The 26,907-nt window shown below is 47.6% G+C and carries 25 protein-coding genes and 3 tRNA genes; 5 read left to right on the forward strand and 23 right to left on the reverse strand.

The genetic code is table 11. The features are described from left to right. Positions 1-8: 8 nt before the first annotated feature. Together GCU39_RS17355 and GCU39_RS17360 are read left to right on the forward strand one after the other, a co-directional pair. Positions 9-479: a GNAT family N-acetyltransferase gene (locus GCU39_RS17355; RefSeq protein WP_152394670.1), complete on the forward strand. Its 471-nt coding sequence runs from the start codon at positions 9-11 to the stop codon at positions 477-479. A 5-nt stretch (positions 480-484) separates the two neighbouring features. After that, the gene (locus GCU39_RS17360) at positions 485-1,690 is read left to right on the forward strand and encodes a YheC/YheD family endospore coat-associated protein (protein ID WP_152394671.1); all 1,206 of its coding nucleotides are present in this window, start codon (positions 485-487) and stop codon (positions 1,688-1,690) included. A gap of 88 nt (positions 1,691-1,778) precedes the next feature. Here the strand turns inward: GCU39_RS17360 and GCU39_RS17365 are convergent, their stop codons facing one another. The 17 genes from GCU39_RS17365 to GCU39_RS17445 form a co-directional block, all read right to left on the reverse strand. Continuing rightward, positions 1,779-2,918: a YheC/YheD family endospore coat-associated protein gene (locus tag GCU39_RS17365; RefSeq protein ID WP_152394672.1), complete on the reverse strand. Its 1,140-nt coding sequence runs from the start codon at positions 2,916-2,918 to the stop codon at positions 1,779-1,781. Positions 2,919-2,935: 17 nt separating this feature from the next. Further along, positions 2,936-4,282 (reverse strand): YheC/YheD family endospore coat-associated protein, encoded by a 1,347-nt coding sequence (locus GCU39_RS17370; RefSeq protein ID WP_152394673.1) that lies wholly within the window; start codon positions 4,280-4,282, stop codon positions 2,936-2,938. Positions 4,283-4,374: 92 nt separating this feature from the next. Beyond that, positions 4,375-5,079, reverse strand: coding sequence for a glycosyltransferase (locus GCU39_RS17375; protein ID WP_152394674.1), 705 nt, complete (start codon positions 5,077-5,079; stop codon positions 4,375-4,377). A gap of 152 nt (positions 5,080-5,231) precedes the next feature. Beyond that, a complete protein-coding gene (locus tag GCU39_RS17380) occupies positions 5,232-5,987 on the reverse strand; it encodes a GntR family transcriptional regulator (RefSeq protein WP_193726526.1) in 756 nt (251 codons plus the stop codon). 38 nt (positions 5,988-6,025) lie between these two features. Then, positions 6,026-7,771 carry a class I mannose-6-phosphate isomerase gene (locus GCU39_RS17385; protein WP_152394676.1) on the reverse strand — a complete coding sequence of 582 codons (1,746 nt, stop codon included), beginning with the start codon at positions 7,769-7,771 and terminating at the stop codon, positions 6,026-6,028. A gap of 149 nt (positions 7,772-7,920) precedes the next feature. Further along, a tRNA-Leu gene (locus tag GCU39_RS17390) sits at positions 7,921-8,000 on the reverse strand. An 11-nt stretch (positions 8,001-8,011) separates the two neighbouring features. Further along, positions 8,012-8,086, reverse strand: a tRNA-Gly gene (locus GCU39_RS17395). Positions 8,087-8,103: 17 nt separating this feature from the next. Next, positions 8,104-8,178: transfer RNA gene (locus GCU39_RS17400), tRNA-Glu, on the reverse strand. Between the two features lie 91 nt (positions 8,179-8,269). After that, positions 8,270-8,839, reverse strand: coding sequence for a manganese catalase family protein (locus GCU39_RS17405; RefSeq protein ID WP_152394677.1), 570 nt, complete (start codon positions 8,837-8,839; stop codon positions 8,270-8,272). Between the two features lie 36 nt (positions 8,840-8,875). Beyond that, complete coding sequence (locus tag GCU39_RS17410; protein WP_321575584.1) at positions 8,876-9,172, reverse strand: spore coat protein CotJB; 297 nt, start codon at positions 9,170-9,172, stop codon at positions 8,876-8,878. Then, complete coding sequence (locus GCU39_RS17415) at positions 9,169-9,399, reverse strand: spore coat associated protein CotJA (RefSeq protein WP_152394678.1); 231 nt, start codon at positions 9,397-9,399, stop codon at positions 9,169-9,171. The genes GCU39_RS17410 and GCU39_RS17415 overlap by 4 nt, the downstream gene beginning before the upstream one ends. Before the next feature lie 172 nt (positions 9,400-9,571). Beyond that, on the reverse strand, positions 9,572-10,606 hold the full coding sequence (ytvI, locus tag GCU39_RS17420; protein ID WP_152394679.1) for a sporulation integral membrane protein YtvI: 1,035 nt from the start codon (positions 10,604-10,606) through the stop codon (positions 9,572-9,574). 22 nt (positions 10,607-10,628) lie between these two features. Continuing rightward, on the reverse strand, positions 10,629-11,960 hold the full coding sequence (locus tag GCU39_RS17425; RefSeq protein WP_152394680.1) for a hemolysin family protein: 1,332 nt from the start codon (positions 11,958-11,960) through the stop codon (positions 10,629-10,631). Between the two features lie 28 nt (positions 11,961-11,988). Continuing rightward, positions 11,989-13,134 carry a radical SAM/CxCxxxxC motif protein YfkAB gene (gene yfkAB, locus GCU39_RS17430; protein WP_152394681.1) on the reverse strand — a complete coding sequence of 382 codons (1,146 nt, stop codon included), beginning with the start codon at positions 13,132-13,134 and terminating at the stop codon, positions 11,989-11,991. A gap of 58 nt (positions 13,135-13,192) precedes the next feature. Further along, positions 13,193-14,287: an HD-GYP domain-containing protein gene (locus GCU39_RS17435; protein WP_152394682.1), complete on the reverse strand. Its 1,095-nt coding sequence runs from the start codon at positions 14,285-14,287 to the stop codon at positions 13,193-13,195. A 129-nt stretch (positions 14,288-14,416) separates the two neighbouring features. Next, positions 14,417-15,265, reverse strand: a complete 849-nt coding sequence (locus GCU39_RS17440; RefSeq protein ID WP_152394683.1) for an undecaprenyl-diphosphate phosphatase — start codon at positions 15,263-15,265, stop codon at positions 14,417-14,419. Positions 15,266-15,324: 59 nt separating this feature from the next. Further along, complete coding sequence (locus tag GCU39_RS17445) at positions 15,325-16,773, reverse strand: bifunctional metallophosphatase/5'-nucleotidase (protein ID WP_152394684.1); 1,449 nt, start codon at positions 16,771-16,773, stop codon at positions 15,325-15,327. 465 nt (positions 16,774-17,238) lie between these two features. Between GCU39_RS17445 and GCU39_RS17450 the strand changes: the two genes are divergently transcribed. Next, entirely contained in the window at positions 17,239-18,291 is a 1,053-nt protein-coding gene (locus tag GCU39_RS17450; protein WP_152394685.1) for an HD-GYP domain-containing protein, read from the forward strand. A 128-nt stretch (positions 18,292-18,419) separates the two neighbouring features. On the opposite strand, the gene sufB is transcribed toward GCU39_RS17450, so the two are convergent. The 6 genes from sufB to GCU39_RS17480 all read right to left on the reverse strand — a co-directional run bounded on the left by sufB (position 18,420) and on the right by GCU39_RS17480 (position 24,379). Next, positions 18,420-19,817 (reverse strand): Fe-S cluster assembly protein SufB, encoded by a 1,398-nt coding sequence (sufB, locus tag GCU39_RS17455; protein ID WP_152394686.1) that lies wholly within the window; start codon positions 19,815-19,817, stop codon positions 18,420-18,422. Between the two features lie 33 nt (positions 19,818-19,850). Next, on the reverse strand, positions 19,851-20,279 hold the full coding sequence (gene sufU, locus GCU39_RS17460) for a Fe-S cluster assembly sulfur transfer protein SufU (RefSeq protein ID WP_152394687.1): 429 nt from the start codon (positions 20,277-20,279) through the stop codon (positions 19,851-19,853). Continuing rightward, positions 20,266-21,489 carry a cysteine desulfurase gene (locus GCU39_RS17465; RefSeq protein WP_152394688.1) on the reverse strand — a complete coding sequence of 408 codons (1,224 nt, stop codon included), beginning with the start codon at positions 21,487-21,489 and terminating at the stop codon, positions 20,266-20,268. The genes sufU and GCU39_RS17465 overlap by 14 nt, the downstream gene beginning before the upstream one ends. Then, positions 21,486-22,790 carry a Fe-S cluster assembly protein SufD gene (gene sufD, locus GCU39_RS17470; protein ID WP_152394689.1) on the reverse strand — a complete coding sequence of 435 codons (1,305 nt, stop codon included), beginning with the start codon at positions 22,788-22,790 and terminating at the stop codon, positions 21,486-21,488. The genes GCU39_RS17465 and sufD overlap by 4 nt, the downstream gene beginning before the upstream one ends. Before the next feature lie 33 nt (positions 22,791-22,823). Then, positions 22,824-23,606 (reverse strand): Fe-S cluster assembly ATPase SufC, encoded by a 783-nt coding sequence (sufC, locus tag GCU39_RS17475; protein WP_152394690.1) that lies wholly within the window; start codon positions 23,604-23,606, stop codon positions 22,824-22,826. Positions 23,607-23,791: 185 nt separating this feature from the next. Continuing rightward, positions 23,792-24,379 carry a DUF1802 family protein gene (locus GCU39_RS17480; protein ID WP_152397303.1) on the reverse strand — a complete coding sequence of 196 codons (588 nt, stop codon included), beginning with the start codon at positions 24,377-24,379 and terminating at the stop codon, positions 23,792-23,794. 211 nt (positions 24,380-24,590) lie between these two features. On the opposite strand from GCU39_RS17480, the gene mtnK reads away from it, so the two are divergent. Further along, positions 24,591-25,811 (forward strand): S-methyl-5-thioribose kinase, encoded by a 1,221-nt coding sequence (gene mtnK / locus GCU39_RS17485; RefSeq protein WP_152394691.1) that lies wholly within the window; start codon positions 24,591-24,593, stop codon positions 25,809-25,811. Continuing rightward, complete coding sequence (gene mtnA, locus GCU39_RS17490) at positions 25,808-26,860, forward strand: S-methyl-5-thioribose-1-phosphate isomerase (RefSeq protein WP_152394692.1); 1,053 nt, start codon at positions 25,808-25,810, stop codon at positions 26,858-26,860. The genes mtnK and mtnA overlap by 4 nt, the downstream gene beginning before the upstream one ends. Positions 26,861-26,907 lie beyond the last annotated feature (47 nt).

A 26,907-nucleotide genomic window follows, 5' to 3' on the forward strand; every position in this document is an offset into this window, starting at 1 on the left:
AGGAACCCATGGTGGACATTCGCGTCATCCGCTCCCCACAGGAAGACAAATGGCCCGTACTTCGTGCTAAATTTACACAGTTCATTATTAACGCCGGAGATCAGCGTATTACCGTGGATGCAATAAAGCAGTTCGGATCATTGTCCTTAAGCGGATTGCAAGCAGATGGCACGCAGCTCATCATTGCAACCGAGCGAACTTTGCGCGCGAAGGCGCGCTTAATCGGGTTAGCTTTTGTCGAGAATTACGGGGACACCACTTGCCTAGTCGTCGTTCATCCCGACTATCGTGGTCAACGCATAGGTACCAAGCTGCTTCAGGAGCAAATCAACCAACTCGGAAACCTAACCTGTACTGTTGCAATGGATAACCTGTCCAGCTTACACATGTGTTTTCAAGCAGGTTTAACGGCATATACGCTCATCGAGGGACCTACAGGAAAACCCACATTAGCATTTGAATATGATGCAAGAAGGTGAACAAGTTGTCTCAACCTGTCCTTGGTATACTAACGCTTTACTTGAATGAGAAGAAACATTTAGAGGAACGTCCCATCTACCAGCGCATGATTGCTGCAAGCCACAAGCTGGGGATGCAGACGTTTGTCTTTACGCCGCAAGATGTCGACTCGAATAAGAAGCAGATTTACGGCATGTTCTACAATCCCAAATCGCATACTTGGACCAGAGAATGGACGTCCTTTCCACACCTGATCTTTGACCGCTGCCGTATTCAGAATACTTATCGGTTCAAAGAACTGCTGAAATTCCGCGCGCGATACAATGCTCTGCATTTCTTAAACCGTCCGCTTCGCAACAAATGGACCATCTATCAGGTTCTATGTAACCATCCTACCATTAAACCTCATTTGCCTTTTACGAAACTATATAGTTCAGCAAATGACGTGCATCTACTCATGAAGAAGGAGCGGCTTGTCTTTCTCAAACCAATCAACGGAACAGGCGGGCGCGGTATTCTGCGTATTGAGCGTATGGCCGGTTCGCAGCGATATGATATTCAAGGGCGTGATCACAGGCGCCAGATCATCTCCCCTCAACGGATTCAACCCTCGTTATTAGCCTCGAAGCTGTCCAGCTGGAACGCAAAAAATCGTTATATTTTGCAGCAAGGGATCGCCATCAAGCTGCCGAATGGGCGTGTTCACGACTACCGACTACTCGTTCAGAAGGATGGGAGCGGTGAGTGGACAGTAACCGGCTGCGCAGGCCGGGTCGGCCCTCTGCGGAGCGTCACCTCGAACTTGCATGGCGGCGGTGAAGCCGTCCCCATGATGAAGCTCCTGAACGAATGGATCGAAGACCCCGAGAAGATTAGAACGGTCAAAGAAAAAATGGATACGCTTGGCATTGAGACGGCAAAATTTCTGGAAGAGAAATACGGTGCGCTCTGTGAGCTAGCACTTGATATAGCGATTGATCGAAGCGGGCATGTATGGCTGCTAGAGGTTAATCCGAAGCCCGCGAGGGAAGTATTCGCCAAAGCTGGCGAGAAGGACACTTACAATCTCGCGATCATCAAACCGATTGAATATGCCTACTTCGTATACAATACGAAAATCAACGTCAAATCTAAGTCAAAATTAAAAGCCCGCGAAAGAATACGAAAAAAACAAAGCCGGGTGACCGCCTTCGAGACACTACTGAACTTAGAGGATATTAAGAATCTATGAGATCACTCCTCTGCCAATAGCCCTCCATCCTGCCATGGAGGGTTTGTTATTTGTTGCTATGATGAATAAAACCCTTAAATCATCCGATTTAAGGGCTCTCCGTATATTTATCTGTGCTCTGCGAGCTGAGATAAATACAATATTGAATTAAGGTCTTGAGAGATTTACGGCGAATCCGTGGTTCGTCAAATTTCATCGGCTTCGAGTTGGCTTCGAAAAACCAAAGCTTTCCGCTACTATCAACACCGACGTCCATCGACATCTCACCGAGTTCATATCCCGATGATTTCTCGATTTGTTCCGCGATGACGATCGCGAGCGTGCCGGCGTTCTCTTTGATCTCTTGTGCCCTTGTAGGTCCGAATACCGCTTTTAACACTTTGCTAGCGCTTCTGATGGATCCGCCCCTTGGCACATGGGTCGTAATGCTTCGTTTCCCCGCAACACGCGCGCCAATCCCTGTCAGCTGCCACGTATTTGTATGATTTTTCTGCACGAGGATCCGAAGATCGAATGGATGGCCGTGCGACTTCGTTAAGTCGATCGCTTGCTGAATGATATACTCCTTGGCACCTATTTTCTGCTTCAGGTGCAGCCACATCTCTGGTATTGTCCAGAAATGATGAACGTGGCGTTTTTTTCCCGTCGAATGAATCAGACGATATTTCGGCCCACCGTCTTGCTTTATCCGTTGCCCCTGCATGATGCCTTTGCCCGCTTTACCATGGATCGGCTTCAAGTAGACAGCAGCATGCTGCTCTAGATAGGTCTCGAGGATTGAGGGGGAGGTGAGCTTCTCCGTCTTTGGCAGTGATGATTTGGTCGATTTCGCGCGAGATAACCATTCATAGAGGGTCCATTTATTGAAGAAAAACGGGTTAAACAATCTCACCTTACGGTCCTGCAGAAAATTGAGGATCATCTGCTGTATTTCTGGCTTCGCCTCATATTTCCGGAACGGAATCCGATTATAGATCACATGGGGTGCTGGAAAAGACTTCGTCATCCACATTCCCGCTTGTTTACTGTAATAAAGACCTACTATATTGTTATGCGATGACCGGATATCCTCTGCGGTCGTCACATACACGGTAGCTCCGAGTTTTTTGCCGACCCGAATGATATCGCTGAAATTGCTGAATCTCCCGCGCATACTTCGGTGTCGATCCTTGGCTGTTAAGATAGCTATGACAGGACGTCTACGCGCCTGAGCCTGAACTGATGCCATCACCCTACCCTCCCAGGTCAAAACTTGCTAAGGTATTTACAAAAGCCTATCAAATTGCTAAGCGAAGCACGCTCCCCGATTTTCGCGGTAGGATGCTTGAAGATAGAGCGGCCCGGCTTCGCATTCGCTTCGAACATCCAGACATTACCGGAGCGATCAATCCCTAGATCAAATCCGATTTCCCCTAGTAAATATGGGTAATGCCGTTCGATGGCTCGCGCGAGATCCACTGCGGTCGATCTTACTTTTCGCAGCATCTGAGCCGCATTTCCCCCAAAGACCTGACGGAATACTTGATCTGTCGCGAGAACCTTCCCGCCGCTAGCAACATGGGTTGTAATGCTGCCTTTCCCCGCTTTTTTGGCACCCACAGCAGCCACCACCCATTTATTCTCGCCGTCCTTGGTCATATGGAATCGGAAATCGACCGGGCAGGACTCAATTTGAATGAGGTCAATGCCCTGCTGCGCGATATATTGATGGAATCGGCTTTGCTGATGCTTCAGCAGCGTATTGATCATACGATCAGCACTCGTATAATTTACGGCCTTATTCTGGCCACGAGACCGATATCGAACGGTATAGAGCTTTGCTCGTTGACGTATCAACTTATAAATACCGACTCCGAGACTTCCCCCCGACGGCTTCAGATAGACCGTACCATACTTGTTCAACATTTCCTTCATCGTATTAACCGTTGGGTTCAAATGCGATTCTGGAATATGATGAGCCAGCGGATCGTCGACGAGCAGCTTATAGACGTCCGATTTATTAAAAAAACTCCAATTGAATAGCGGAATGGATCGACGCAAGAATCGATCTTTAAAGCTACTCATAGATTGATCCCGCTCTGTCTGGCGGCTCTGCATGCGATTATACACGACATCTGGCAGAGGAAGACTCCTTCGAATCCATCCACCCGTTTTTAGTGGAAAATAACCGGTTACAGTCTCCTCTTCCCAGTTCACATCCTTAGGGCTAAAAGCAAAACTATAAGATTGTCCTTCGCCTGCGCTAATTATCTGTCTGAAAAATCCTGACATCCCACCGAAGGATATCCCTTCGTGCTCCGTTCGAGCTGCCAGAATCCCAATGAGCGGGCCAATTTGAATCTCGCTGCTGCCTCGTTTGGTAACAAGACAATTCCCAGCATGGGGAAGCTTCAATTCAGCAGCCAACGCCGGGGATAAACGCAAGGAATGACCACTTTTCCGAGTCAAGACCAAATCAGAAGTTATCGTTCTACTCCCGAAGATGAGACTGATTTGACCAGGTTTCCCAATCCCGAGTGTCTTACGCAGTGCAGATGAAATATGAATCCCTTGCCCGGGAGCGATTTGTATCGAACATTTTGCAGAACTCATCGAGGGCCTCCCACACTTCTACGAATGTAACAACAGTCTATGGGATTTGCGCCCGAAAGGTCACTGATCCGCAGGAAAAAAGAAATCAACGCTTATGTCCATTGTCGCAACACGGGGAAAGGATCGAGGATGGAATCATATTGCTCCTTCCATCCGAATTGAGCACCCGGGTCTAGCCTAAGGTAACGGCCATATTTGGTAATGCGGTCCCCTTCCCGTGCCCAGCCGAAATGCTGAATCCGTGCTGTATGATATAAACAGGGGAGGGTATCGACGACAATCGGAAAGCGCCCGCAGTGCTGCCCCTGTTCTCTCCATGCCGAATAATCAATTTGCGGTCGGTAGCGTATCATGAACGGCCAATAATGCCGATGCGCCTGCCAATACATGTCATCGCGGTACGACGTCTCATTCCACATATCGTAGAGACGGAAACCGACCAGATCAAATTGATCTTGCTCGATTACATCCTCCACCATCGTGGCGAAACGTGCTTCGATCAGTTCATCTGCATCCAGGTTCAGAATCCAATCCGGTTCTTGGCGAACCGTCTCTTCCCACTGCTGCCTTCGCAGCTTGGCTTCCTGGTGAAAGCTTGACTCCGTATTCTGTACAATGTGCACCGGAATCGACGGCAGGCTTCGACAACACAGCTCTACCGTGTCATCGCTGCTGGCATCATCAATAATGACCGCCTCATCGATCCATGCCCGTGTTCTCTGCAGCATTCGTTCCAAATACCGTCCCGCTTCATTCCGAACAACCATGGACAATGTTACCTTACGCTTCCTGCTCATCCATCCCGCCCTCTCTACTGCTGCACCGAATGATTTCTAGTACATGATATTCGTCAGGGCGTGTTCCGTGTGTTCAGCCGGAAAATAGAAATAGGGTTGTTCCCTTGTCTGCGGCATGGCAGACTTAGGGAACAACCCTGATCCTCACGACTTCACTTCAAAATGTGATCAAATTCCAGATGATAGCGATAACGCCCGCCAATGTAATAGCACTCCGTATACTCTGTGAACTGCTTCTGCTCATCGAACGTACTGCGCACACGTTTGAGGATCGGCTGATTGGGCTCGATATTCAGAATCTGCTGCAGGCTTTCACTTGGATTAACCGCTTCAAGGTACTCTTGTACTTTCTTGACTTTGATCCCAAGGCCCTGCAGCATCTGATATAACGATCCATAGTAGTCCTCCGGCCGCAGGGAGAGCTCGATCGGAACATGGATATACGTCTTGAAGAATACAATGGCAGTATTCCCCACGCCTCTTACACGCTGAATCTCATAAATATGCTCACCCTCTGGCACACCAAGCTGCTCCGCGATCGATCCTTCCGCAGGAATGCGTGCCACTTTCGCCATTAAGGTCTCCGCATCCTTACCCATTTCTTTCATTTGATGCGTAAAGCTCCGAAAATGCGTTTCATAGACATCCGAATCTTGCCGTTGCCCAGGAACGCCAAGCACGTAGGTTCCTTTCGCTCTCCGCCGGATGAGATATTCCTCCCAGACCAATTCGTTGAGCGCATCCCTGACCGTCGTTCGGCTCACATCGTACAGCTTGCATAGATCAAGCTCGTTCGGGATCTTATCCCCTTCGCTCCATGTCCCATCCAGTATCTTCGCTTTAAGATCCTGTTTAATCTGAATATAGAGAGGCAATGCCTCCTTACTCTGGTCCAATTCAAAGGCCATAGACATTCCTCCTTGTTCCTATCTTGAATATTGCACCATTACACCCTTACGAATGCTTTTAAAGTCGCAATCGTCTTGCCTATGGAAGGCCCATGCGGACGAATCGTATACGTTCCGACCGATGCCGGAATGAAGAACGTCTCTGCATAATGGACAACGAACGGCTCGAATGCACCGGTAGGACTCTCGACGATCGCTTCTTCCCCTTCTACCAAGTTTAGCACATTCACGCTCTCATGCGTGTCATGCGTTACGGCTTTGGAGAACCAATGTCTTCTCGTCTCAATGAACTCGCGCTCGTGAAGCCCCGTTCTTTCTTCGATCCATCCGTCGCCCTCCGCGATCTTCTCCATTCGGTTGATTAGATTCGCTTCGACCCACTTTGTATCGCGGTCCCACTGAATGACCTGCTCCCCATGATCAATGTGAACTGGGCGAGGACGTCCATCCAAGCCGAGACGATCCCAATCCCACAGCTTGAATGTAAAAATATAAGGCGTGGCGCTGATCTCAAGCACCATTGTATTTTCTCCAGAGCAATGGATCGTACCTGCAGGAATCAAGTAATGATCGTGTTTCTTCGCCACGTAAGTATTGATGTATTTGTCATCTGGAAAAGAAATCTCGCCACGTTCTGCTCTACGCAGATCCTCCATCATTTCTTCGGGGTTGATGCCTTCTTTGACCCCCAAATAGACAAGGCCTGGAGCCTCTGCATCCAGAATGTAATAACTCTCATCCTGCGTGTAATGCATACCGAACTTCTCTTGAATGTACTCGGTGAGCGGATGCACTTGTAGGCTGAGGTTTTGTCCCCCCATCGTATCGAGGAAATCGAATCGAATCGGGAATTCCGTTCCGAAGCGCGCATGCACCTTATCGCCGAGAATTTCCTTCGGATGCCGGAACACAAGGTTAATCGACGGCACTTCAACTCGAACATCGCCATATGCGAGATACAAGCTATTCTCCTCCGGCACGCCATCGAAGCTCCAAGCAAAGTTGACCTGATCCCGGTCAAGGTCGCAGACTTCCTTCATCCATTGTCCGCCCCATACGCCCGCGTCGAAATACGGTACGACACGGAATGGGCGACTGCTTGCTTCCTCTAGTCCCGCCATGAAGGCTTCCCCAGTCACCATCTTAGGTTGATTCTTCACATTCGTATCCATTAAATAATCCATTTGCTTGTACAAGCGCTTTTTATGTCGATCGGCTACACGCCACTCGACAAAGTAGCCTCGTTTATATTTGCGTAAGATATCTTCATTATGATTATCGACTTTCCAGTTGCCCATTTCCTTGGAGCGGTACCGCTGTTGAATCTCCCAGCGCGCGAGATCCAGATAGACGAGCACATCCGGTTGGTATACGAGCGAAGCGCCTACGCCATAGATGACGACCAATCCTTGGGTTACACCTTCAATCGCCTGCTGTGCGCGCACGATACGATCTTGGTCGAAAAATTCTTGCAGCTGATGGCAAGACATGACGCCAAATACGCGATCATCAGTTAGATTGCGCTCAATCATCGCGGTAATCTCTTCACCGGAGAATGCTAAATCATCGGAATGAATCACAAGATCCGCATGGAGCGGACGAATCATTTTCACTAGAATTTCTTCATATCGAACACCGGGATAACAATCGATGACCAATATGTTACGATTGCCCAGCGAATTCAATTTACACGTTAGCTCTGCAACGATCTTATCGTAGCCTTGCCATGCGCTGGAATCCATCCCCTCAATTCGAACCTCTGGATACTTATCATAGTTAGACATCTGTTCTTCCTCCATATCCGTTTTGTGTTATATTGTTATAATGTTATAACATTATAACTTAATATGAACCTAAGCCTATCACAGCAGCATGATGAAAGCAACACGAAAAAAAGATACTTCGCTACGTAGCGAAGTATCTTCTTCTGTAATGCCGGTGAAGGGACTCGAACCCCCACGGTTTCCCTCACGATTTTGAGTCGCGCGCGTCTGCCAATTCCGCCACACCGGCTTATGAAGTTATGGAGCGGACGACGGGAATCGAACCCGCGACCCTCGCCTTGGCAAGGCGATGCTCTACCGCTGAGCCACGTCCGCATATTGCTGTAAAAAAATGGTGACCCGTAGGGGATTCGAACCCCTGTTACCTCCGTGAAAGGGAGGTGTCTTAACCCCTTGACCAACGGGCCTTCATATCAATTCCGTATTTACCGGACAGTTATTTACTTTATCATAAGTTATGCGGCTTGGCTACAGGTATTTTTTTACAAACATTTATATTTAAAATACCCGCTTCGTATTCCAATCTGCCTTAATGATCTCGACGGCTTCACGGAAGCGGAGTGAATGGATGATCTCGCGCTCGCGCAGGAATTTCAGACTGTCTTGCAGGTCGACATCATCTGTTAAATCGATGAGCCATTGGTAAGTGGCACGCGCTTTCTCTTCGGCCGCAATGTCTTCATACAGGTCGGCGAGCGGATCACCTTTGGCTTGAATATACGCTGTCGTGAACGGGACACCCGACGAATTGCTGTAGAACAACGCACGGTCATGCTGCGCATACATCTCGGAGAGCCCGGCAGCCTTCATCATCTCCACCGTCGCGTCTTTCGTGAGCTTATAGACCATGGTAGCGATCATTTCTAAGTGAGCGAATTCCTCGGTACCTATATCCGTAAGTAATCCAATCACCTTGTCAGGGATCGAGTAACGCTGATTTAAGTATCGTAAGGCCGCTGCGAGCTCGCCGTCTGCACCTCCGTATTGTTCCAGCAACAGCTTCGCCATTCGAGGGTCGCATTTGCTCACTTTCACCGGGTATTGCAACTTCTTCTCGTACAACCACATATCGTTGTTAGCCTCCCTTCAAATCGTGAATCCGCGTTACACCTGCCAAGGCCATGGCGTATCGATCCATTGCCACGGGAATCTCGAATAGCTATGCCCATATTGCAAGAGCGGTCCGTAATTCAGCTCATACTGATAAGCAAGCTTCTGACGTTGTTCTACGCCCTGATTGAACTGCTGGATAGATTTCATGTCGTTCGGGTGCGTATTCAGGAACAAGGCTAATTCCAGCAACACAAAATCGATTGCTTGCAGCTCATGCAGCAGCTTGTAATACTCATCATCAATCGGTTTGGTGTTCGTATTCGCATTGGCGGTCATCTTCTCACTCATGACGTCACCTCCCCTCCTTCTGATCCTCTCGTGGGCTCATAGGGACTGAATAATGCCGGCCATAGCGTTCCATATCTCAAAGCTTCCTGCGGCGTGAACTGCGGTAGATCGAGCGGTTGAAATTGAATATACTGATTGGGAGGCACGACATATGTCTTCACCCGAATGGGCGGACAGGGATTGTTCGCACCAACATAGGGGTACCAGACGCGGACTTGATCGTTCATTTCAAAACCTCCTTCATCTTCGACTTCCTTTCCTAACATATGACGTTCGCCTAGGGATGTGAACTAGAAAATAACCCAGAGAATGTCTATTTACGCACAAAAAAAACCGCCCAAGCTTTGGCTTGAACGGTTTCGATGCGATTCGACGTTCTATTCACGTATCCGAATCCCATTATTCAAACTTAATTTTGATCTGGAACAGTCCTGCTTTTCGCATCGCAGAATAGACGATGACGACCAGCGGACCGAGGAACAAGCCGATCGCTCCAGCCAACTGCATCCCGACATAGAGACTGATCAAGGCCGATAAAGAACCAATCCCCACTGCGTCTCCAAGAATTTTAGGTTCGATGATCCGTCGTAAGACGGTAATGACAAGGAATAAGACAATCAATCCAAGCCCTGTGAAAATATCCCCTGTGAGCAGGCAATAGACTCCCCATGGGACTAAGGCCGAACCGACTCCTAGAATTGGGAGAATATCCACAATCGTCACGAGGAGCGCGATTGCGAGCGGGTATTTCACACCAAGAATTAACAAGCCGATGAATGTCGTAATGTACGTGAACGCACTGAAAATTATCTGTGCGCGGATGAAGCCAAAGACGGAGTTTTTGAGACTATTCAGCACTTCATTCACTTGATCGCGTGAACGATCTTCGAATAACGTCAGCATGGATCTGCGCATCGTGTCCATATTGAAACAGAACAAATATAACGCAACGATAAAGAACAGGAAAAAGAAGAATAAACCCGGAATACCCGAAGCAAATGACAAGAGAATCTGCGACAGCTTATTCACGACGCCGCTAATGGAGTCCGATAAATTCGATAACATCCCGATTACGCTGTTCGCAATATCCGGCGACATCGTATCCAGAAATCCCTGTCCTTCTTCGATCAATTTGAGAATATAGGCCTGCACCCCTTCAAAATAGGCGGGCGCATTCGTAAGGAAGTTCATCGACTGCTCAAGCACTTGTACCCCAAGGAGATAAATCGTGCTCAAAAAGATGAGCATAAACAGCGTACAGGTGATGGAAGAGGCCACGATCCGCTTCATTTTCAATCTGCGCATCAATAGCCCATTAATCGGTTCAAGCAGCATGGCGCAAATAAAAGCAAGCAAGAACGGCGCACCGACTGTGAACAATCCATACAGAAAAGCAAGGCCAAGCAATATCAATATCAATTGTTTGATCTGCATCGCTTCGATTCTCTCTCCTTTCTCACGTAACTGGGACTTGTCCTCCCTTTTGCCGATAAATATGTATCCGAAGAATCCGTAAACGCTCCACCTCTGCCACTTCGAACCAGACATCATCGATGAGAACTTTTTTGCCTTCCGCAACATTGCCTTCCAGCTGTTTGAATAGCCAACCGCCGATGGAATCAACCTCGTCATCTTCAATGGTCACGCCGAGCATTTCATTCACATCTTCCAGCAGCATCCGGCCGTCCACCGAAATGATCCCGTCCGTCGTCTCGACATTAGGGCGTTCATCCTCATCGAATTCATCGCGTATCTCGCCTACAATCTCTTCCAAAATTTCTTCTGTCGTCAGCATGCCGGCTGTCCCGCCGTATTCATCCACGACCAGCGCAATTTGTGCGCGATTCTTCTGCATGAGGCGAAGCACATGGCTTACCTCCATCGACTCAGGGACGTTCAGAATCGGCCGTATGAGGTCTTGCATCGCTTCGACCGTCTGCGGAGGCGTGATGAAGAGATCTGAGATATGAATGAAGCCAATAATTTGGTCTTTATCCTCGACGGCGACCGGGTACCGCGTATGCTTCGTAGTGAAGACAATCTCCATGTTCTCCTCGATCGAATGCGTCGTATAGAGGCATTGCATATCCGTACGCGGAAGCATCACTTCACGGGCCAACCGATCGGAGAAATCGAAAATATTATCCATCAGCTTCATCTCGTCTTTGTCAATGAACCCGCTCTGCGCACTCTGACTGACAAGGATGCGAATCTCTTCCTCGGTATGCGCCACATCATGTTCTGTTGCAGGCTGAAGCCCCAATAGCTTCAAAAAGCCGTTCGCTGCCGCATTCAAGAGCCAGATCGCTGGCATGAACACCTTGTAGAACAATAAGAGCGGGCCGGACAGCCATAATGAAGTAGCTTCCGCCTTCTGAATCGCAAGCGTCTTCGGTGCGAGTTCACCAAGCACAATATGCAGGAAAGTGATGATGGAGAATGCAGCGACGAAGCTAATCGTCTGCGTCAGCGTCTTATCTACAACTCCCAGCTTCGCGAGCAGCGGTTCTACGATTAAATGAGAGATGGCAGGTTCCCCTACCCAACCGAGCGCCAGAGAGGCGAGGGTAATCCCAAGCTGTGTCGCCGAGAGATACGTGTCTAGACGATGGTTCACTTTCAGGGCAAAATGAGCGCGACGATTGCCTTCGTTCGCCAGCTGTGTCAGCCGGGTCTGCCTTACCTTAACAAGCGCGAACTCTGCCGCAACAAAAAATCCATTCAGTAAGACAAGTAAAAGGACAAGCAGGATATGAAGGAAAATGGCGCCAGGCTCAAAGTGGGTCATACTCTAACTCCTCTTCACGATCGCGAATCTAGATGATTGCTTTTCTTGATTTGAAATCAACATTCTTATAATACATATCTGCGACCAATAAATTCGGTCCGCAGCATTTGGCTGCACTACAGTGACAATTGATCCGTTGATTGAGCGGGTGATCATACAACCAACGGTTGAAGATATCATCAAGCTTCTCTGTTTCCATATTACCAAATGGAGGGATATCTGCAAAATCCGTCACGAATACATCGCCCGTAAAAGCATTCAGATTCACACGATTACGTCCATCCGGATCGTTGCGAAGTGTTACATTCGGCTCGGTTCGAAGACGACGCAGCAGCGCTTGATCTTCTTCATTCTCGTTGCATGCGTAGAACGGCAGCGTCCCGAACAGCATCCACATATTCTGATCTCGCGTATCAAGCAATCGATGTATTGCTGCACGCATCTCCGCTTGCGACAGTACCGGAAGATCAGAGGCGAACGAAGAAGGATACATCGGATGCACTTCATGCCGGAGACAGCCCATCTCACGGATCAATTCATGAATCTCGGTAATTTTATGATGGGTACGATAATTAATCATCGACTCCGCGGAGATGAACATTCCTTCACTGCTAAGACGACGCGTATTCTCAATCATCCGATCATACAGCTTCGTAGCTGCCTCTAGGCTTACGGAATGTCCTGCATGTTTGAACCCAACGGTATGAAAGTCTTCTGGACTCACGTAGTTAAAGGAGATATGCATAACATCCAAATAGGGTGCGAGAACCGCGTAACGATCATAGTCTAATGTTAAATTCGAGTTAATCTGCGAACGAACCCCGCGCTCACGAGCATATTTGAGGAGCGGCACCATGTAATCCTGAACCGTCTTCTTATGGAAGGTTGGCTCACCGCCTGTAATACTTATCGTCTCCAAATGTTCGACTTCATCCAACGCTTTGAGCAGCTTCGTTAGCGGAATTTTGTCCGGCTCAATGACGGTTAGCGAATCGCCGACAGCACAGTGTTCACAGCGCATATTGCATAAATTCGTTATCGTAAATTCGACACTCGTCAATACATGTTTGCCGTATTGTTCAAGTGAGCGAATGGGATCCCAAGGGTCATATGCCGGTGATAACACAGGCAGTGTTCTCGTTTGTTCTGATGATAAAATGCTTCTTGCTTGCATGTCTATTTCCCCCTACACTTCGTATTGATCTAAAAAAACCTGGTCCCATGTCCAGGTTTTATGCTCCGCCCGTTAAAACAGCAACAATCATTAAATTGAGTTTCACAGACAAATCAACATCATAAATCGAGCTAAGCTCCTGTCCATCCGTATCATATAGAATCCGGATAATCGGCCGCTGTGGAGACGTTGAATTCAAATCAACAACGACACCGATCTCACCTGTATTCAATTTGACCGTAACACCAATCGGATAGATAGCGATCCGATCGCGGAACAGTTCGAGCATCCCCTGCTCATAGAGCGTACCTGATCCTGTGTAGAGAATTTCTAATGCTTGATGTGGCATCATCGCGGAACGATAAATGCGATGGCTTGTCATCGCATCATACGAATCGACGATGCCGATCATTTTGGAAAACTCATGAATCTCTACGCCTTTAATCCCTCGTGGGTATCCTGTCCCGTCAATTCGCTCATGATGTTGAAATGCACAATGGGCTGCGAGTAACGGAATGTTCGCTTCATCTTTCAGAATGCGATACCCTAATTCAGTATGCTGTTGAATAATGCGATATTCCTCATTCGTTAATTTATCCGGCTTGAGGAGCACTTCCATCGGGATTTGAGTCTTCCCTATGTCATGCAGCAGCGCGCCGAGTGCGATCGTCGTTAAATCTTCCGTGTTATAGCCTTTTGACAGAGCCATCATAACCGTATAGATGCACACATTCAAAGAATGACGATATAAATAGAAGTCCGTTGAATTGATATCCGACAGCATAATCATGGCATCTTCATGACTGCTCAGATCATCGATCAGATTCGTAATGACTTTGCGGAAGTTTTTCCCAAGACTCGGGTATGCCGATTGCTTCTCTGAAAAAGGTTGATTCATTAACTCACGGAAGTTCTTGCGGATCTCATGCATCGATTCTCGCTTCGTCTCTTCCGAGATTAATTCAGGAATGCGAATATCGTCTGTTCTTGCATCTTCTATGTACAAGTATCGGAGCCCGAGCTGCTCAAGCCGCAGGATCATTGACTGAGTCAGCTCAATATGCTCTGATAAGAGAACGAGTCCATCCTCGTTATATATCTTTTTCCCAAGCTTCATGCCTGGTTGACAAAATTGAATAGGCATTAGTCGCAAATTAAAAACCTCTGATCTGTATAAAGATTCATATCAACGATTATGAAAATGATTAACCATCCTATTATGACATATTTACAGCATCAGTTCTACAACTTCGATCATAATACCCAGATGATTTTTCGCTTATTAACGCAGGATAAAGAACCAAAACAAGAATGCGACGATGAGTCGATAATAGGCGAAGTGACGCAGTTGAATCTTCTGAATATACTTCAAGAATGCGACAACAACAATGTATGCCACGACGAAAGAGACAATAAACCCGACGAGGAAGAACATCCAGTCACCGTTAAGAATCACCTTATAATTCTTTAGCAGCTCATATCCTGAGGCCGCACACATAATCGGAATCGCCATTAAGAAGGAGAAATCGGCTGCTGCTTTGTAGCTGAGACCGCTTAACATCCCTCCGGCCATCGTCGAACCGGAACGGCTAAATCCAGGCCATACCACGGACAAGATCTGATAGATCCCGACGAGGAGCGCTTGCTTGTACGTCATGTCATCCATGTCTTTCGCCGTAATTTTCACACGACTGCGCGAGAAGAACTCTGCGAATAAGAGAAACAATGCACCAACAACAAGTGCCCATAAGACTGTAGACGGAGAATCGAACTTACTCTTGATATAGTCTTTTGCGAAAAAAGCGGTAATTAACGCAGGTGCAATCCCGAGAAAGACGTGAATTAAGTTCAATTGCGATTTACGCACACGACCTCCCGTTGTCGTCGTAGCTGGCGTTGCAGGTGCTTTTTTCAATCCAAATAACCGGAAAAGCCGCTCACGGTAGACAATCGCAATTGCTAGAATCGCTGCAAGCTGAATGATGACTTCGAACGAGCTAAGAATGTCACGCGGGACATTGGGATGAATGATCTTGTCGGTTAGAATCATGTGACCTGTGGATGAGACTGGAATAAATTCTGTCAGACCCTCGACAATCCCGAGAATAATCGCTACTAAAATGGAATCCATATTGGTTCGTACTCCTCTTTTCTGTATAAAATAATGAAATAAAAAAGAAAGCTAATCTCTTACATCTGTAATGCATGCCAGCGCTTCGCTTGGCAATTGGATAGCATCGCTTCCTGACTTAACGCCCAGGCGAGCAGATCTCGAATGAACTCCGGTAAATAGTACCGCCGATCCGTCCCATCCTTCAGTGCCATATATCCTACACCGAATGTGAACATATCAAGTGTGGCGACTTGATAGATTTCCTCCTTCTGCAGGCGGTTTCCCGTGCCGGATACCATCACTTCTTGAATCCGTTCATAAGGCGGCTGGTTCAGATCGTAATGGATTTCCAGGCCGTCCACAGCTAGTGTACCAAGTACTCTCCCGCGGAATCCAAATCCTCGAATGGCACGCTGCTGAAATTCGGGAAGAAGCGACTCCTCTAGCGATTGCAGAATTTGAGCACCAGTCAACCGTAACAGACAAGGATTAATCGGCGATGGACAAATGCGATGCAGCATTTCAAGGGTAATATCGCCCGCTTCGAGCGAATCCAGCAATTGCCCCGTATTCGTGAGGCCAATTTCCGCACCGGTCCATGCTTTCAGCGCTGCAGCGAGCAAGTTCGCAAGTGGTGATTCCTCTTCCACAGCCACAGGTAATGCTCGATCCAGTCGTGCAGCGACCTGACTTAAGTTCTTGTTAGCTATCACGCCATACTGCTCAATAATGGATAGAATCAAAGGATCTGGAGGAACCTCCGCCACAGACAGCGCTTCAGCTCGCTTGATGATGCAGCGTCTTGATTCGAATTCGAACTCTATTTCAATACGCCCCAGATGGGAACCAAATTTCCCAGCTGCACAGACGTAGGTATTTCCGATTTTCTCTGCTTGCTCGAACAAGTGGTGCGTATGTCCGCCTAGAATCAGATCAATTCCGTGGGTACGCTCTGCAATCGCGCGATCATGTACGATTCCAAGATGTGACATGACGACGAGCAAATCGACTTGAGGGCGCAGGAAGGCAGACAGCTCCGCGACAACATCGTAAGGATGCAGCACATGCCAACCGAGTAAATCATAAAACTCCGTAAATGCGGCTGTGACACCAATCAGACCAATGCGTAAATCCCCTTTATGCAAAATGTCATACGGCAGCATCCAATCTGGCACTTCACCGCTAGTCATCTCTCGTATATTGCTGCCAACAATCCGGAAGGTCGCTTGGTCCGAGTATACTTTTTTCATGATCTCCGGGGTATAAGTTAATCCTTCATTATTACCTAACACGACTGCTTCATAACCAATCTGATTTAAAATCTGAACGTTGACAGCCCCGTTGCTGCCTTCCGTCTCCATTCGCATCCGGTCCATATGGTCGCCGATATCCAGAATAATCAATTCATCGGAAGGACGCATCTGACGTTCCTGATCAATGACCGTTGCGATTCTAGCTGCTTGCTCCAGATGGCTATGAATATCATTCGAATGGAACAGCACAAAGCTACGTCTTTCTTTATCCATAAATTCTCCTTAGACCCATCTATTATTATGTACGCGATGCGTAGGCATAGATTAACTTCGCTGTCGCCTTGATCCCGTTATTGAAAGGAATGAATCTACCAATCATTTTACATTTACGCCCAAGTCTTAGCATACCATTATCCTGCGTTTTAGGATACGGGTATCCTTATGGATATTCCTAAGTCGCTCTTCCAATAACTCAAGCAATCCTCCCTATTGGAAAAACAGAATATGGGAAGACGGTTCTGCTTAGGAAGAACTTTAACTAGGTCCTCAGAACCCAAGCGGAATCCAAATCAATCCAAATCACAAATCAACAAGATACGAAAGTCTTAGAACAATAGTCGCGTTTTTTTCGACAAAAAGACACATTGATTGTCATTTTTTTCATTTGTGATAGAATGAACTTAATGTTTTCTTCCTATTCGAACCATACCTCATAATGTGAAAAAGGTGGGCAACCCCATGCGAGTGCATGTCATGGATTTAGGCATCGGAGATCGGCTTAAGAACGATACGTTTAATTCCTACGGACTCCATGTTCTATCGCGCGGAACGATTCTTAGTTCCCAAGAAATCTCTAAACTTCTATTACATCAGGTTGAATATGTAGATATCGAACCCAAAGAGCATATCGAACCTGAGACACCCTTATTAAATACGTATTCCGTAGATTCTTTACAAGCGATTAAGCCACTATTCGATCATTCGATCTTAGGGACGAGCACCTTATTCGAGGAAGCGCTCGAGAATGGGTACATCAATGACGAGATTGTCCAAGATACGTTCATTCCGCTCACAAATGAAATCAAAGAGCAACGCGATGTCGTGAATCTGCTGCTGATGCTGAACGGCAAGAATGACTACACGCTCCAGCATTCGATTCAAGTCGGTCTCCTTTCCTATTTTATTGCTACTTGGATGGGATATGCCGAAGATGAAGCCCAGTTGATCGGTAAGGCGGGTTATCTACACGATATTGGCAAGTGCCGCATTGATGACGCAATCTTAAATAAACCTGGCCGTCTTACGGATTATGAATTCCGAATGATGACACAGCATACGATCCATGGGTATGAGATTATTCGCAATTCCATTTATCCATATTCCATTGCGATTGTTGCTCTGCAGCACCATGAACGAATGGATGGAAGCGGATATCCTTACCATCTGCTTGGATCGAATATTCATCCTTACTCGAAGATCGTGGGCGTTGCAGATGTCTATTGTGCGATGATTACAGAACGGGTCTATCAGCAGAAACGAGATCTCTTGTCGGTCTTGAAGGAGCTTCATGAGATGAGCTTCACAAAGCTGGATCCTACCATAACACACATCTTCATCTCGCATATGATTCCGAACTTCATCGGCAAGAGCGTCTTGTTGAACTCGGGCCAGACCGGGAAAATCGTCATGACGAACAACTCGGACTATTTCCGCCCGCTTATCCATCTGGAAGATCACTTCGTCGACCTCTCGATGGATCATTCCTTGGAAATCATCGAAATATATATGTGATGCGACCTACATAGCGATATTCTAGCAGCAGCGATGCGCAAGAGAATCGCAACAACTTGAATACATAACAAACAACAAGCCGCCCTTCGTGAAGAAGGGCGGCTCTCGTTATGTCTATGGTTCGAATCTTAACCGATAGAACCTTCCATCTCGAACTTGATGAGACGGTTCATCTCGACAGCGTACTCCATTGGCAACTCTTTCGTGAATGGCTCAATGAAGCCCATGACGATCATTTGCGTCGCTTCCGACTCGCTTAAGCCACGGCTCATCAAGTAGAACAATTGGTCTTCCGATACTTTGGATACCGTTGCCTCATGCTCAAGCGTGATGTTATCATTCATGATTTCATTGTATGGAATTGTATCTGATGTCGACTCGTTATCCAGAATCAGCGTATCACATTTAATGTTCGCTTTGGAGCCTTCCGAATTACGTCCGAAGGATGCAAGACCACGGTACGTTACTTTACCGCCATGCTTACTGATCGATTTCGATACGATCGTAGACGTTGTATCTGGTGCAAGGTGGATCATTTTCGCCCCTGCATCTTGGTGTTGGCCTTTACCAGCAACCGCGATGGACAATACGCTGCCTTTCGCGCCGCGGCCTTTCAAGATTACCGCTGGATATTTCATCGTCAACTTGGAACCGATGTTCCCGTCAACCCACTCCATCGTCGCATTCTCTTCTGCAACCGCACGTTTGGTTACGAGGTTGTAGATGTTCGGCGCCCAGTTCTGAATCGTCGTGTAACGAACGCGAGCGTTCTTACGACATACGATCTCAACCACCGCACTATGCAGCGAGTTCGTGCTGTAGATCGGTGCTGTACAGCCTTCTACGTAGTGTACGAAGCTGTCTTCATCCGCGATGATCAATGTACGCTCGAACTGACCCATGTTCTCGGAGTTAATCCGGAAGTAGGCTTGAAGTGGAATTTCACATTTAACGCCTTTTGGAACGTAAATGAAGCTTCCGCCGGACCATACCGCACTGTTCAATGCTGCGAATTTGTTATCTGCAGCCGGAATAACCGTAGCGAAGTATTCTTTGAAAATCTCTGGATGCTCACGAAGGGCTGTATCGGTATCCATGAAGATAACGCCTTGATCTTCAAGATCCTTCTGCATGCTGTGATAGACAACCTCAGATTCGTATTGAGCAGATACCCCTGCCAGGAACTTCTGCTCGGCTTCTGGAATACCCAGCTTATCGAACGTTTCCTTAATCTCTGCAGGAACCTCTTCCCATGTCTTCCCTTGCTTCTCTGAAGGACGAACATAATATTGGATGTCGTTAAAGTCTAGATCATCCAGATCGCCGCCCCATTTCGGCATCGCCATCTTCTCGAATTGTTTCAATGATTTCAGACGGAAGTCCAACATCCACTCTGGCTCATCTTTGATTTTCGAAATTTCACGAACGATTTCCTCTGTTAGACCTTTACCAGTTTGGAAAACCGCTTTGTGCTCATCGCGAAAGCCGTACTTATACTCTTCCATTTCAGGCATTTTCTTTGCCATGCGAGATACACCACCCTTTACCTTATTCTTGTTCTATTTTTGATGATCGTGTTCAATCCCTTTACGCAAGGCATTCCACGCTAATGTCGCACATTTGATACGTGCTGGGAACTTATTCACCCCAGACAACGCTTCGATATCTTCGAGTTCCTCGAACTCCACCGCTTCGCCTTTCATCAACCCAGAGAAACGATCTGCAAGGTCCAACGCCTCTGTAATCGTCTTCCCTTTGACAGCTTCTGTCATCATTGACGCCGAAGACAAACTGATGGAGCAGCCCTCGCCAGAAAATTTAGCAGCCTTGACGACATCGCCATTCATTTGAAGCTGCAGCGAAATCTTGTCACCACAGGTCGGATTGTTCAAGTTAATCGTTACCGCATCCTCATTGAATGTTCCACGATTACGCGGATTTTTATAATGATCCATAATTACTCGACGGTATAAATCATCCAATTGCATAGCCAAAATACTCCTTCGTCTGGATTAGACCCTTCACTAAGCGGTCTACGTCTTCCTCTGTATTATACAGATAAAGACTCGCGCGTGCTGTAGAACTTGCTTCCAGCCAACGCATCAGCGGCTGGCAGCAATGATGGCCTGCACGAATCGCGATTCCCTGCGCATCCAGCACCGTTGCAACATCATGCGGATGAACATCGCCAAGATTGAACGTAACGAGACCTGCACGTTTCTGTGGTCCATAGATCGTTACGCCTTCAATTTCGGATAAGCGGTTCATCGCATATGCTGTGAGCTGCTGCTCATGACGTTCAATCTCATCCATCCCGATCTCCTCAAGGAAATCGATGGCTGCACCAAGACCAACCGCCCCTGCAATGATCGGAGTTCCGCCTTCAAAACGATAAGGAATCTCTTTCCATGTCGACTCATAAAGCCCAACTTCATCAATCATTTCACCGCCGAATTCGATCGGCTCCATGTTGTTCAGTAGAGACTTCTTCCCATATAATACGCCGATCCCTGTCGGAGCACACATCTTGTGACCTGAAAAAGCATAGAAATCACAGTCTAGATCCTGTACATCCACCTTCATGTGCGGTGTACTCTGTGCGCCATCCACGACCATCACCGCACCATGGCGGTGTGCAATTTCAGCGACCTGCTTCACCGGGTTCAGCGTGCCAAGCACATTGGACACGTAAGTCATCGAGACAACCTTCGTACGATCCGTAATGACCTCTTCAACATCAGACAATCGGATCGTTCCATCCGGCTGCAAAGGAATATATTTGAGCGTAGCTCCTGTCGCTTTGGCCGCTTGCTGCCAAGGGATCAGATTACTGTGATGTTCCATCGGTGTAATCACAATCTCGTCTCCTGCCTGGCAGTTGAGCCTTGCGTAGGAGCTTGCGACTAGGTTTAGTGCTGTGGTCGTTCCACGCGTGAAAATAATCTCTTCTGAGCGTTTCGCGTTAATGAATCGAGCCACTTTCTCACGCGCGCCTTCGTAAGCGTCTGTGGCACGAGATCCTAGCGTGTGAACGCCGCGATGCACATTGGCATTATCATGCTCATAGTATTGCTTCACCGCTTCAATGACCGAGATCGGCTTCTGTGAAGAAGCCGCACTATCGAGGTAGACGAGTGGATGTCCGTTAACTTCCTGGTCTAAGATCGGGAAGAGCTTACGAATTTGCGCACTGTTCATTGTCCTAACTTCCTTTCCATCAAGCTGCGAAGTTGTTCTTGAACATTCTCAAGCGGAATCTCGGAAATAACCGGAGCAAGGAATCCATGAATAATCAAGCGTTCAGCATCTTGCTTCGAAATGCCGCGAGACATTAAGTAATAAACTTGCTCAGGGTTTACTTGTCCAACCGACGCCGCGTGTCCTGCTGTTACATCATCTTCGTCAATGAGAAGGATCGGGTTCGCGTCTCCGCGTGCTTTCGGGCTAAGCATAAGAACTTTCTCTGTCTGCTCGCCGTTCGCTTTCGTTGCGCCCTTCTCAATTTTTGTAATCCCGTTGATGATCGAACTTGCTTGATCGCGCATGACAGCACGCGTGAACATTTGGCTGTCAGAGCTTTTACCGAAATGAACAGCTTTTGTTGTGATGCTAAGCTTCTGGTCGTTCGTACCGGCACAGATCACTTTCGCATCCGAGGAAGAACCGTTGCCTTTAAGCACGGACATCGTCTCCGATACCGCATTACCATTGTGCATCTCACCGATAATCCACTCAATGCGTCCGTCGTTCTCTACCACAGCGCGGCGGTATGTAACGTTCGTAGCATTCAAGTGATGAACCGAAGCAAAACGCACATGTGCGCCAGCGTTGACGAATACTTCAACAACACCGTTATGAACCACTTGATCTAATGCGATGGCATCTGTCGACAAGTAGTTATCTACATACGTAACACGGCTGTTCGAATCTGCGATTAACAATACGTGCGGTGCGAAAGTTGCTGCTGCGTCATCCGCCATCAATACGGCCTGTAAAGGCAATTCCACTTCTACATTTTTCGGAACATAGACGAATACGCCGCCGTTCCATAATGCCGTATGCAAGGCTGCAAGACGGTTCTCATCCTTCTTCACAGCTTGGAATAGATATTTCTGCACCAAATCTGCGTGTTTCTCTACAGCTGTCTGCAAATCTGTGAAAATAACACCTTTCGCAGCTAGATCAGCAGACAATTGCTGAAACACAACACTCGAATTGCGTTGTACCAGAACACTGCTGTTCTCTTCTAACTTCACGAGGGATTGCAACGATTCCGGCAATTCGCTAAGCGATTGAATCGCTGCGGATTTCGTATAGGTTCCGTAGGCATCTAAGTTCCAACGGCTAATTTTTTGTTTCTCTACTACGGGTAATTCCAATTGACCTGCAAGCTCCAAAGCTTCCAAACGTAACGCCGATAGCCAAGCTGGCTCATTGTTGCTTTGCGACAACGCCGCTAACGTCTCACGGTCAATAGGAAGGATTGTTTGTGTTGTCATCTTCTTAGCTCCTCCTCTATTCGCTTCTATCGATTAAGCTTCTTGACCTACCGTTTCGTCAACAATGCCGAGCTCTTCTTTAACCCAGTCATAGCCTTCGTTCTCAAGACGCTCTGCTAGCTCAGGACCGCCGGATTTCACGATGCGTCCTTGCATCATAACGTGTACGAAGTCTGGTTTGATGTAGTTAAGTAGACGTTGGTAGTGCGTAATGATCAAGAATCCGCGATCTTCGCTGCGCATTGTATTCACACCGTTTGCTACAATTTTGAGCGCATCAATATCAAGACCGGAGTCGATCTCATCAAGGATCACAATGCTTGGATCAAGCAGCATCATTTGGAGGATTTCGTTACGTTTCTTCTCACCGCCGGAGAAACCTTCGTTCAAATAACGATGCGCGAACTCAGGGTTCATCTCAAGTTCTTTCATTTTGCCTTCCATTTGGCGAATGAACTTGATCAAGGAGATTTCGTTGCCTTCTTCGCGGCGAGCATTGATTGCACTGCGCAAGAAGTCGGAGTTCGTTACACCTGCGATTTCGCTTGGGTACTGCATTGCAAGGAATAGACCTGCACGAGCGCGCTCGTCAACAGCCATTTCAAGCACGTCTTCGCCATTAAGTTCTACGCTTCCTTCAGTCACTTCATATTTAGGATGCCCCATCAATGCAGAAGCTAATGTACTCTTACCTGTACCATTCGGACCCATGATCGCATGAATCTCGCCGCCTTTAATCTCTAAGCTAAGACCTTTTAGAATTTCTTTTCCTTCAATCTCAGCCTTCAAACCATCAATTTTGAAATGTGTTGCCATGTGTTTGGTACTCCCTTCAAGCATCTATATTATTTTTTGTACTTCAAAACAAATCTTACTTTATAATCATTCTAAAGTGATTCTCACTGATTATCAACTGTAATTTTACTTTATTTTCAACTTGAAAGCAATGAAATCGACTTCAGGGACACAGTTTAACATGCCTTGTAAGATTAGAACGTCATTCACACTGCTAGCGCTTTTCGTATTCTTGCAACCTGCTCTTGAAACGCTTCGTCCGATAAGACAGGTTCGAATCGATTTCGGTCCACCGTCGCCACCTGACTCGGCAGATTGACCCATGACTTGCAGCCCAGGTACTCTTCTTCGATCGCAATCTTAAGTCCCGGATCTACCTTATAGACACGCAAGAGCAATACATGGAGCGGAAGTTTCTTCTTCCACTTCAGACGTTCTTCGGCGAAGTGATCGGTCCAGATATGAAAATCGCGAAGCCGATTCAGCATCTCCTGATCATGAATTTCGATATCTTCGACAACCTCAGCATATAAACGAAGTGTCACTTGCGTATCGTCCGGCGACCACTCGGCCAGCGTCACATCGATATCGGATTGACTCGCCTCCTTCAGCAGCTCTCTTCGCTGATGCTCATAGGTAGGATAGACATAAAAGGACGGGCTCTTCAGTTCAAAATGCCTTGTCTCTTCTACGATTCCGCCTTTGCGCATCAACAGGATCTGCTTGCCTGAAGCGAGAGCTTCGATCGCAACGGCCCACTCCTTTAATGCGATGGGTTGTGCGTTATACTCCATTCCATTACCGCCTTTCTCACCAGCAATATGTCCATTATACCTTGATTTCGACAAGAGTTCATCTTTCGTGAGCAAATCTCCTGAAATTGCGCCGCGACTTTTGTCACATCGTCACAATTTAACTATTTTAACATTGTTGTGAATCCAGTATACTTAGGGACAACTATACCATTCCAATGGGAGAATATTGAATTATGGAGGTGGGGCAGAGGTGTCCGCTTATCATCCTTTAACCCTCGAAGAAGCGATTCAAATCGCGAGAGAAATTCCTGATTTATTCCATGAAAAAGCCGATCTATCCGCCCGTGAAATCGGAGACGGCAACCTGAATCTCGTCTTTCATATCTCGGATGAAGCATCAGATAAGAGCATCATTCTCAAGCAGGCGCTTCCTTATGCCAAAGTCGTCGGGGAATCATGGCCGCTCACCTTGGACCGTGCAAGAATTGAGAGCGAAGCACTCATCCTTGAGCATAAGCTGTGTCCGAACCTTGTCCCTACCGTATACCGCTATGATGCAGAGCTCGCGATGACGATCATGGAAGATCTAAGCGATCATACGATTATGCGTAAAGGCTTAATCGAAGGCAATCGTTACCCATTGTTCGCAGGCCACATTGCCGAGTTCCTTGCTAGAACGCTCTTCTTCACTTCCGACCTTGGCATGAACCAGCAGGCGAAGAAGGAAGCCGTGAAGCAATTCATCAATCCCGAGTTATGCAAAATTACAGAGGATCTCATCTTCGCAGATCCCTATGTAGATAGCGAGACGAATAATTTCAATCCGGCCATCCGCGACGCAGTCGAAGCGCTCTGGGCCGATCAGGCGCTTAAGCTGGAAGTCGCACAATTGCGGGAGAAATTCCTCACTTCTGCGCAAGCCCTGTTACATGGTGATCTGCATACAGGCAGTATCTTCATTACGGAACAATCGACCAAAGTCATCGATCCCGAATTTGCTTATTACGGGCCGATGGGCTTCGATATTGCCGCCGTTCTCTCGAACCTGGCCATGAACTACATCGGTCAAGAATTCTGGAGCAAGTCCAGCGAAGCTCGCGCGTCTTATCGTAATTATCTCGTTGAGACGCTACGTGATATCTGGGATACATTCGATACGAACTTCCGCGCCCTGTGGAACGAGCATGCGGTCGATCCGCTGGCGCACACACCAGGCTACCAGGATCTCTACATGCAGCGGTTATTGCAGGATGCGATTGGATTTGCAGGCTGCAAGATGATCCGCCGCACGATTGGGCTCGCACATGTCGCAGATATCGATACCATTAGCGATGCTGCTGTGAAAGAACGCACTGAACGTCTGGCACTTGCCATCGGCCGCACGCTCATCATGGAGCACCGTCAAGTGAAATCATTCGACTTACTCATTGATACCCTAGAACAAACAATAGAAGGAGTACATGCATCATGACGACTGCACCTTTGCAATCCGTCCATTGGGCGGAAACACATCTAGACTTATTGGATCAGCGATTGCTGCCGGAAGAGATCGTCATGCTTCCTCTGACAACGGTAGAACAAGTCTGGGAAGCGATCCGTCACCTCGCCGTTCGCGGCGCACCTGCAATCGGAATCGCTGCAGCATACGGCGTAGCGATTGCTGGACGAGCATTGAAGACAGAAGAGCCTGCTGCATGGCTGCAAGAGGTGCTCAAGGCTGCAGAATACCTAGCGACTTCACGTCCAACAGCCGTCAATCTGTTCTGGGCCCTTGACCGTATGAAACGTTGTGCAGAAGCTGCTGCTTCGGAAGACTCAACACTTGAAGGTCGAAATGCTGCCCTCCTCCACGAGGCGCATCAGATTCAGGCGGAGGATGAGGAAGTCTGCCGAAGCATCGGAGAACACGCATTAACCCTGTTCGAAGATGGCATGGGCGTGCTCACGCATTGTAACGCCGGTGGCCTCGCGACAGCAAAATACGGTACAGCGTTAGCTCCGTTCTATCTGGCGAAGGAACAAGGCATGCATCTTAAAGTGTTCGCAGATGAGACGCGTCCTGTCTTGCAAGGCGCTCGTCTGACAGCCTTCGAACTTGGGCAAGCTGGCGTCGACGTCACCTTGATCTGTGACAATATGGCAGGTTATGTCATGTCCAAAGGTTGGATCCAAGCGGTGATCGTCGGCACGGATCGCGTCGCTGCGAACGGGGATGTCGCGAACAAGATCGGTACGTACAGCGTTGCGGTTCTTGCCAAGGCGCACAACATTCCGTTCTATGTTGCAAGCCCGCTCTCGACCATTGATCTGAACACAGCAAGCGGCGCGGATATTCCAATTGAGGAGCGTCCGGATACAGAGATTACGGAAGGATTCGGAAAGCGCACTGCGCCGCAGGATATCAAAGTATTCAATCCTGCGTTTGACGTCACGCCGAATGAGTATGTCACAGCTATTATTACGGAAAAAGGGATCATCAAGCCTCCTTTCCATGTGAATCTTCCGAAATTATTCAACTAAAAAATGAAAGGTACAGAAGGGGTTCATGTCCTCATGAGCCCCACTGT

It is taken from the genome of Paenibacillus guangzhouensis, from assembly GCF_009363075.1.
Classification (GTDB): domain Bacteria; phylum Bacillota; class Bacilli; order Paenibacillales; family Paenibacillaceae; genus Paenibacillus_K; species Paenibacillus_K guangzhouensis.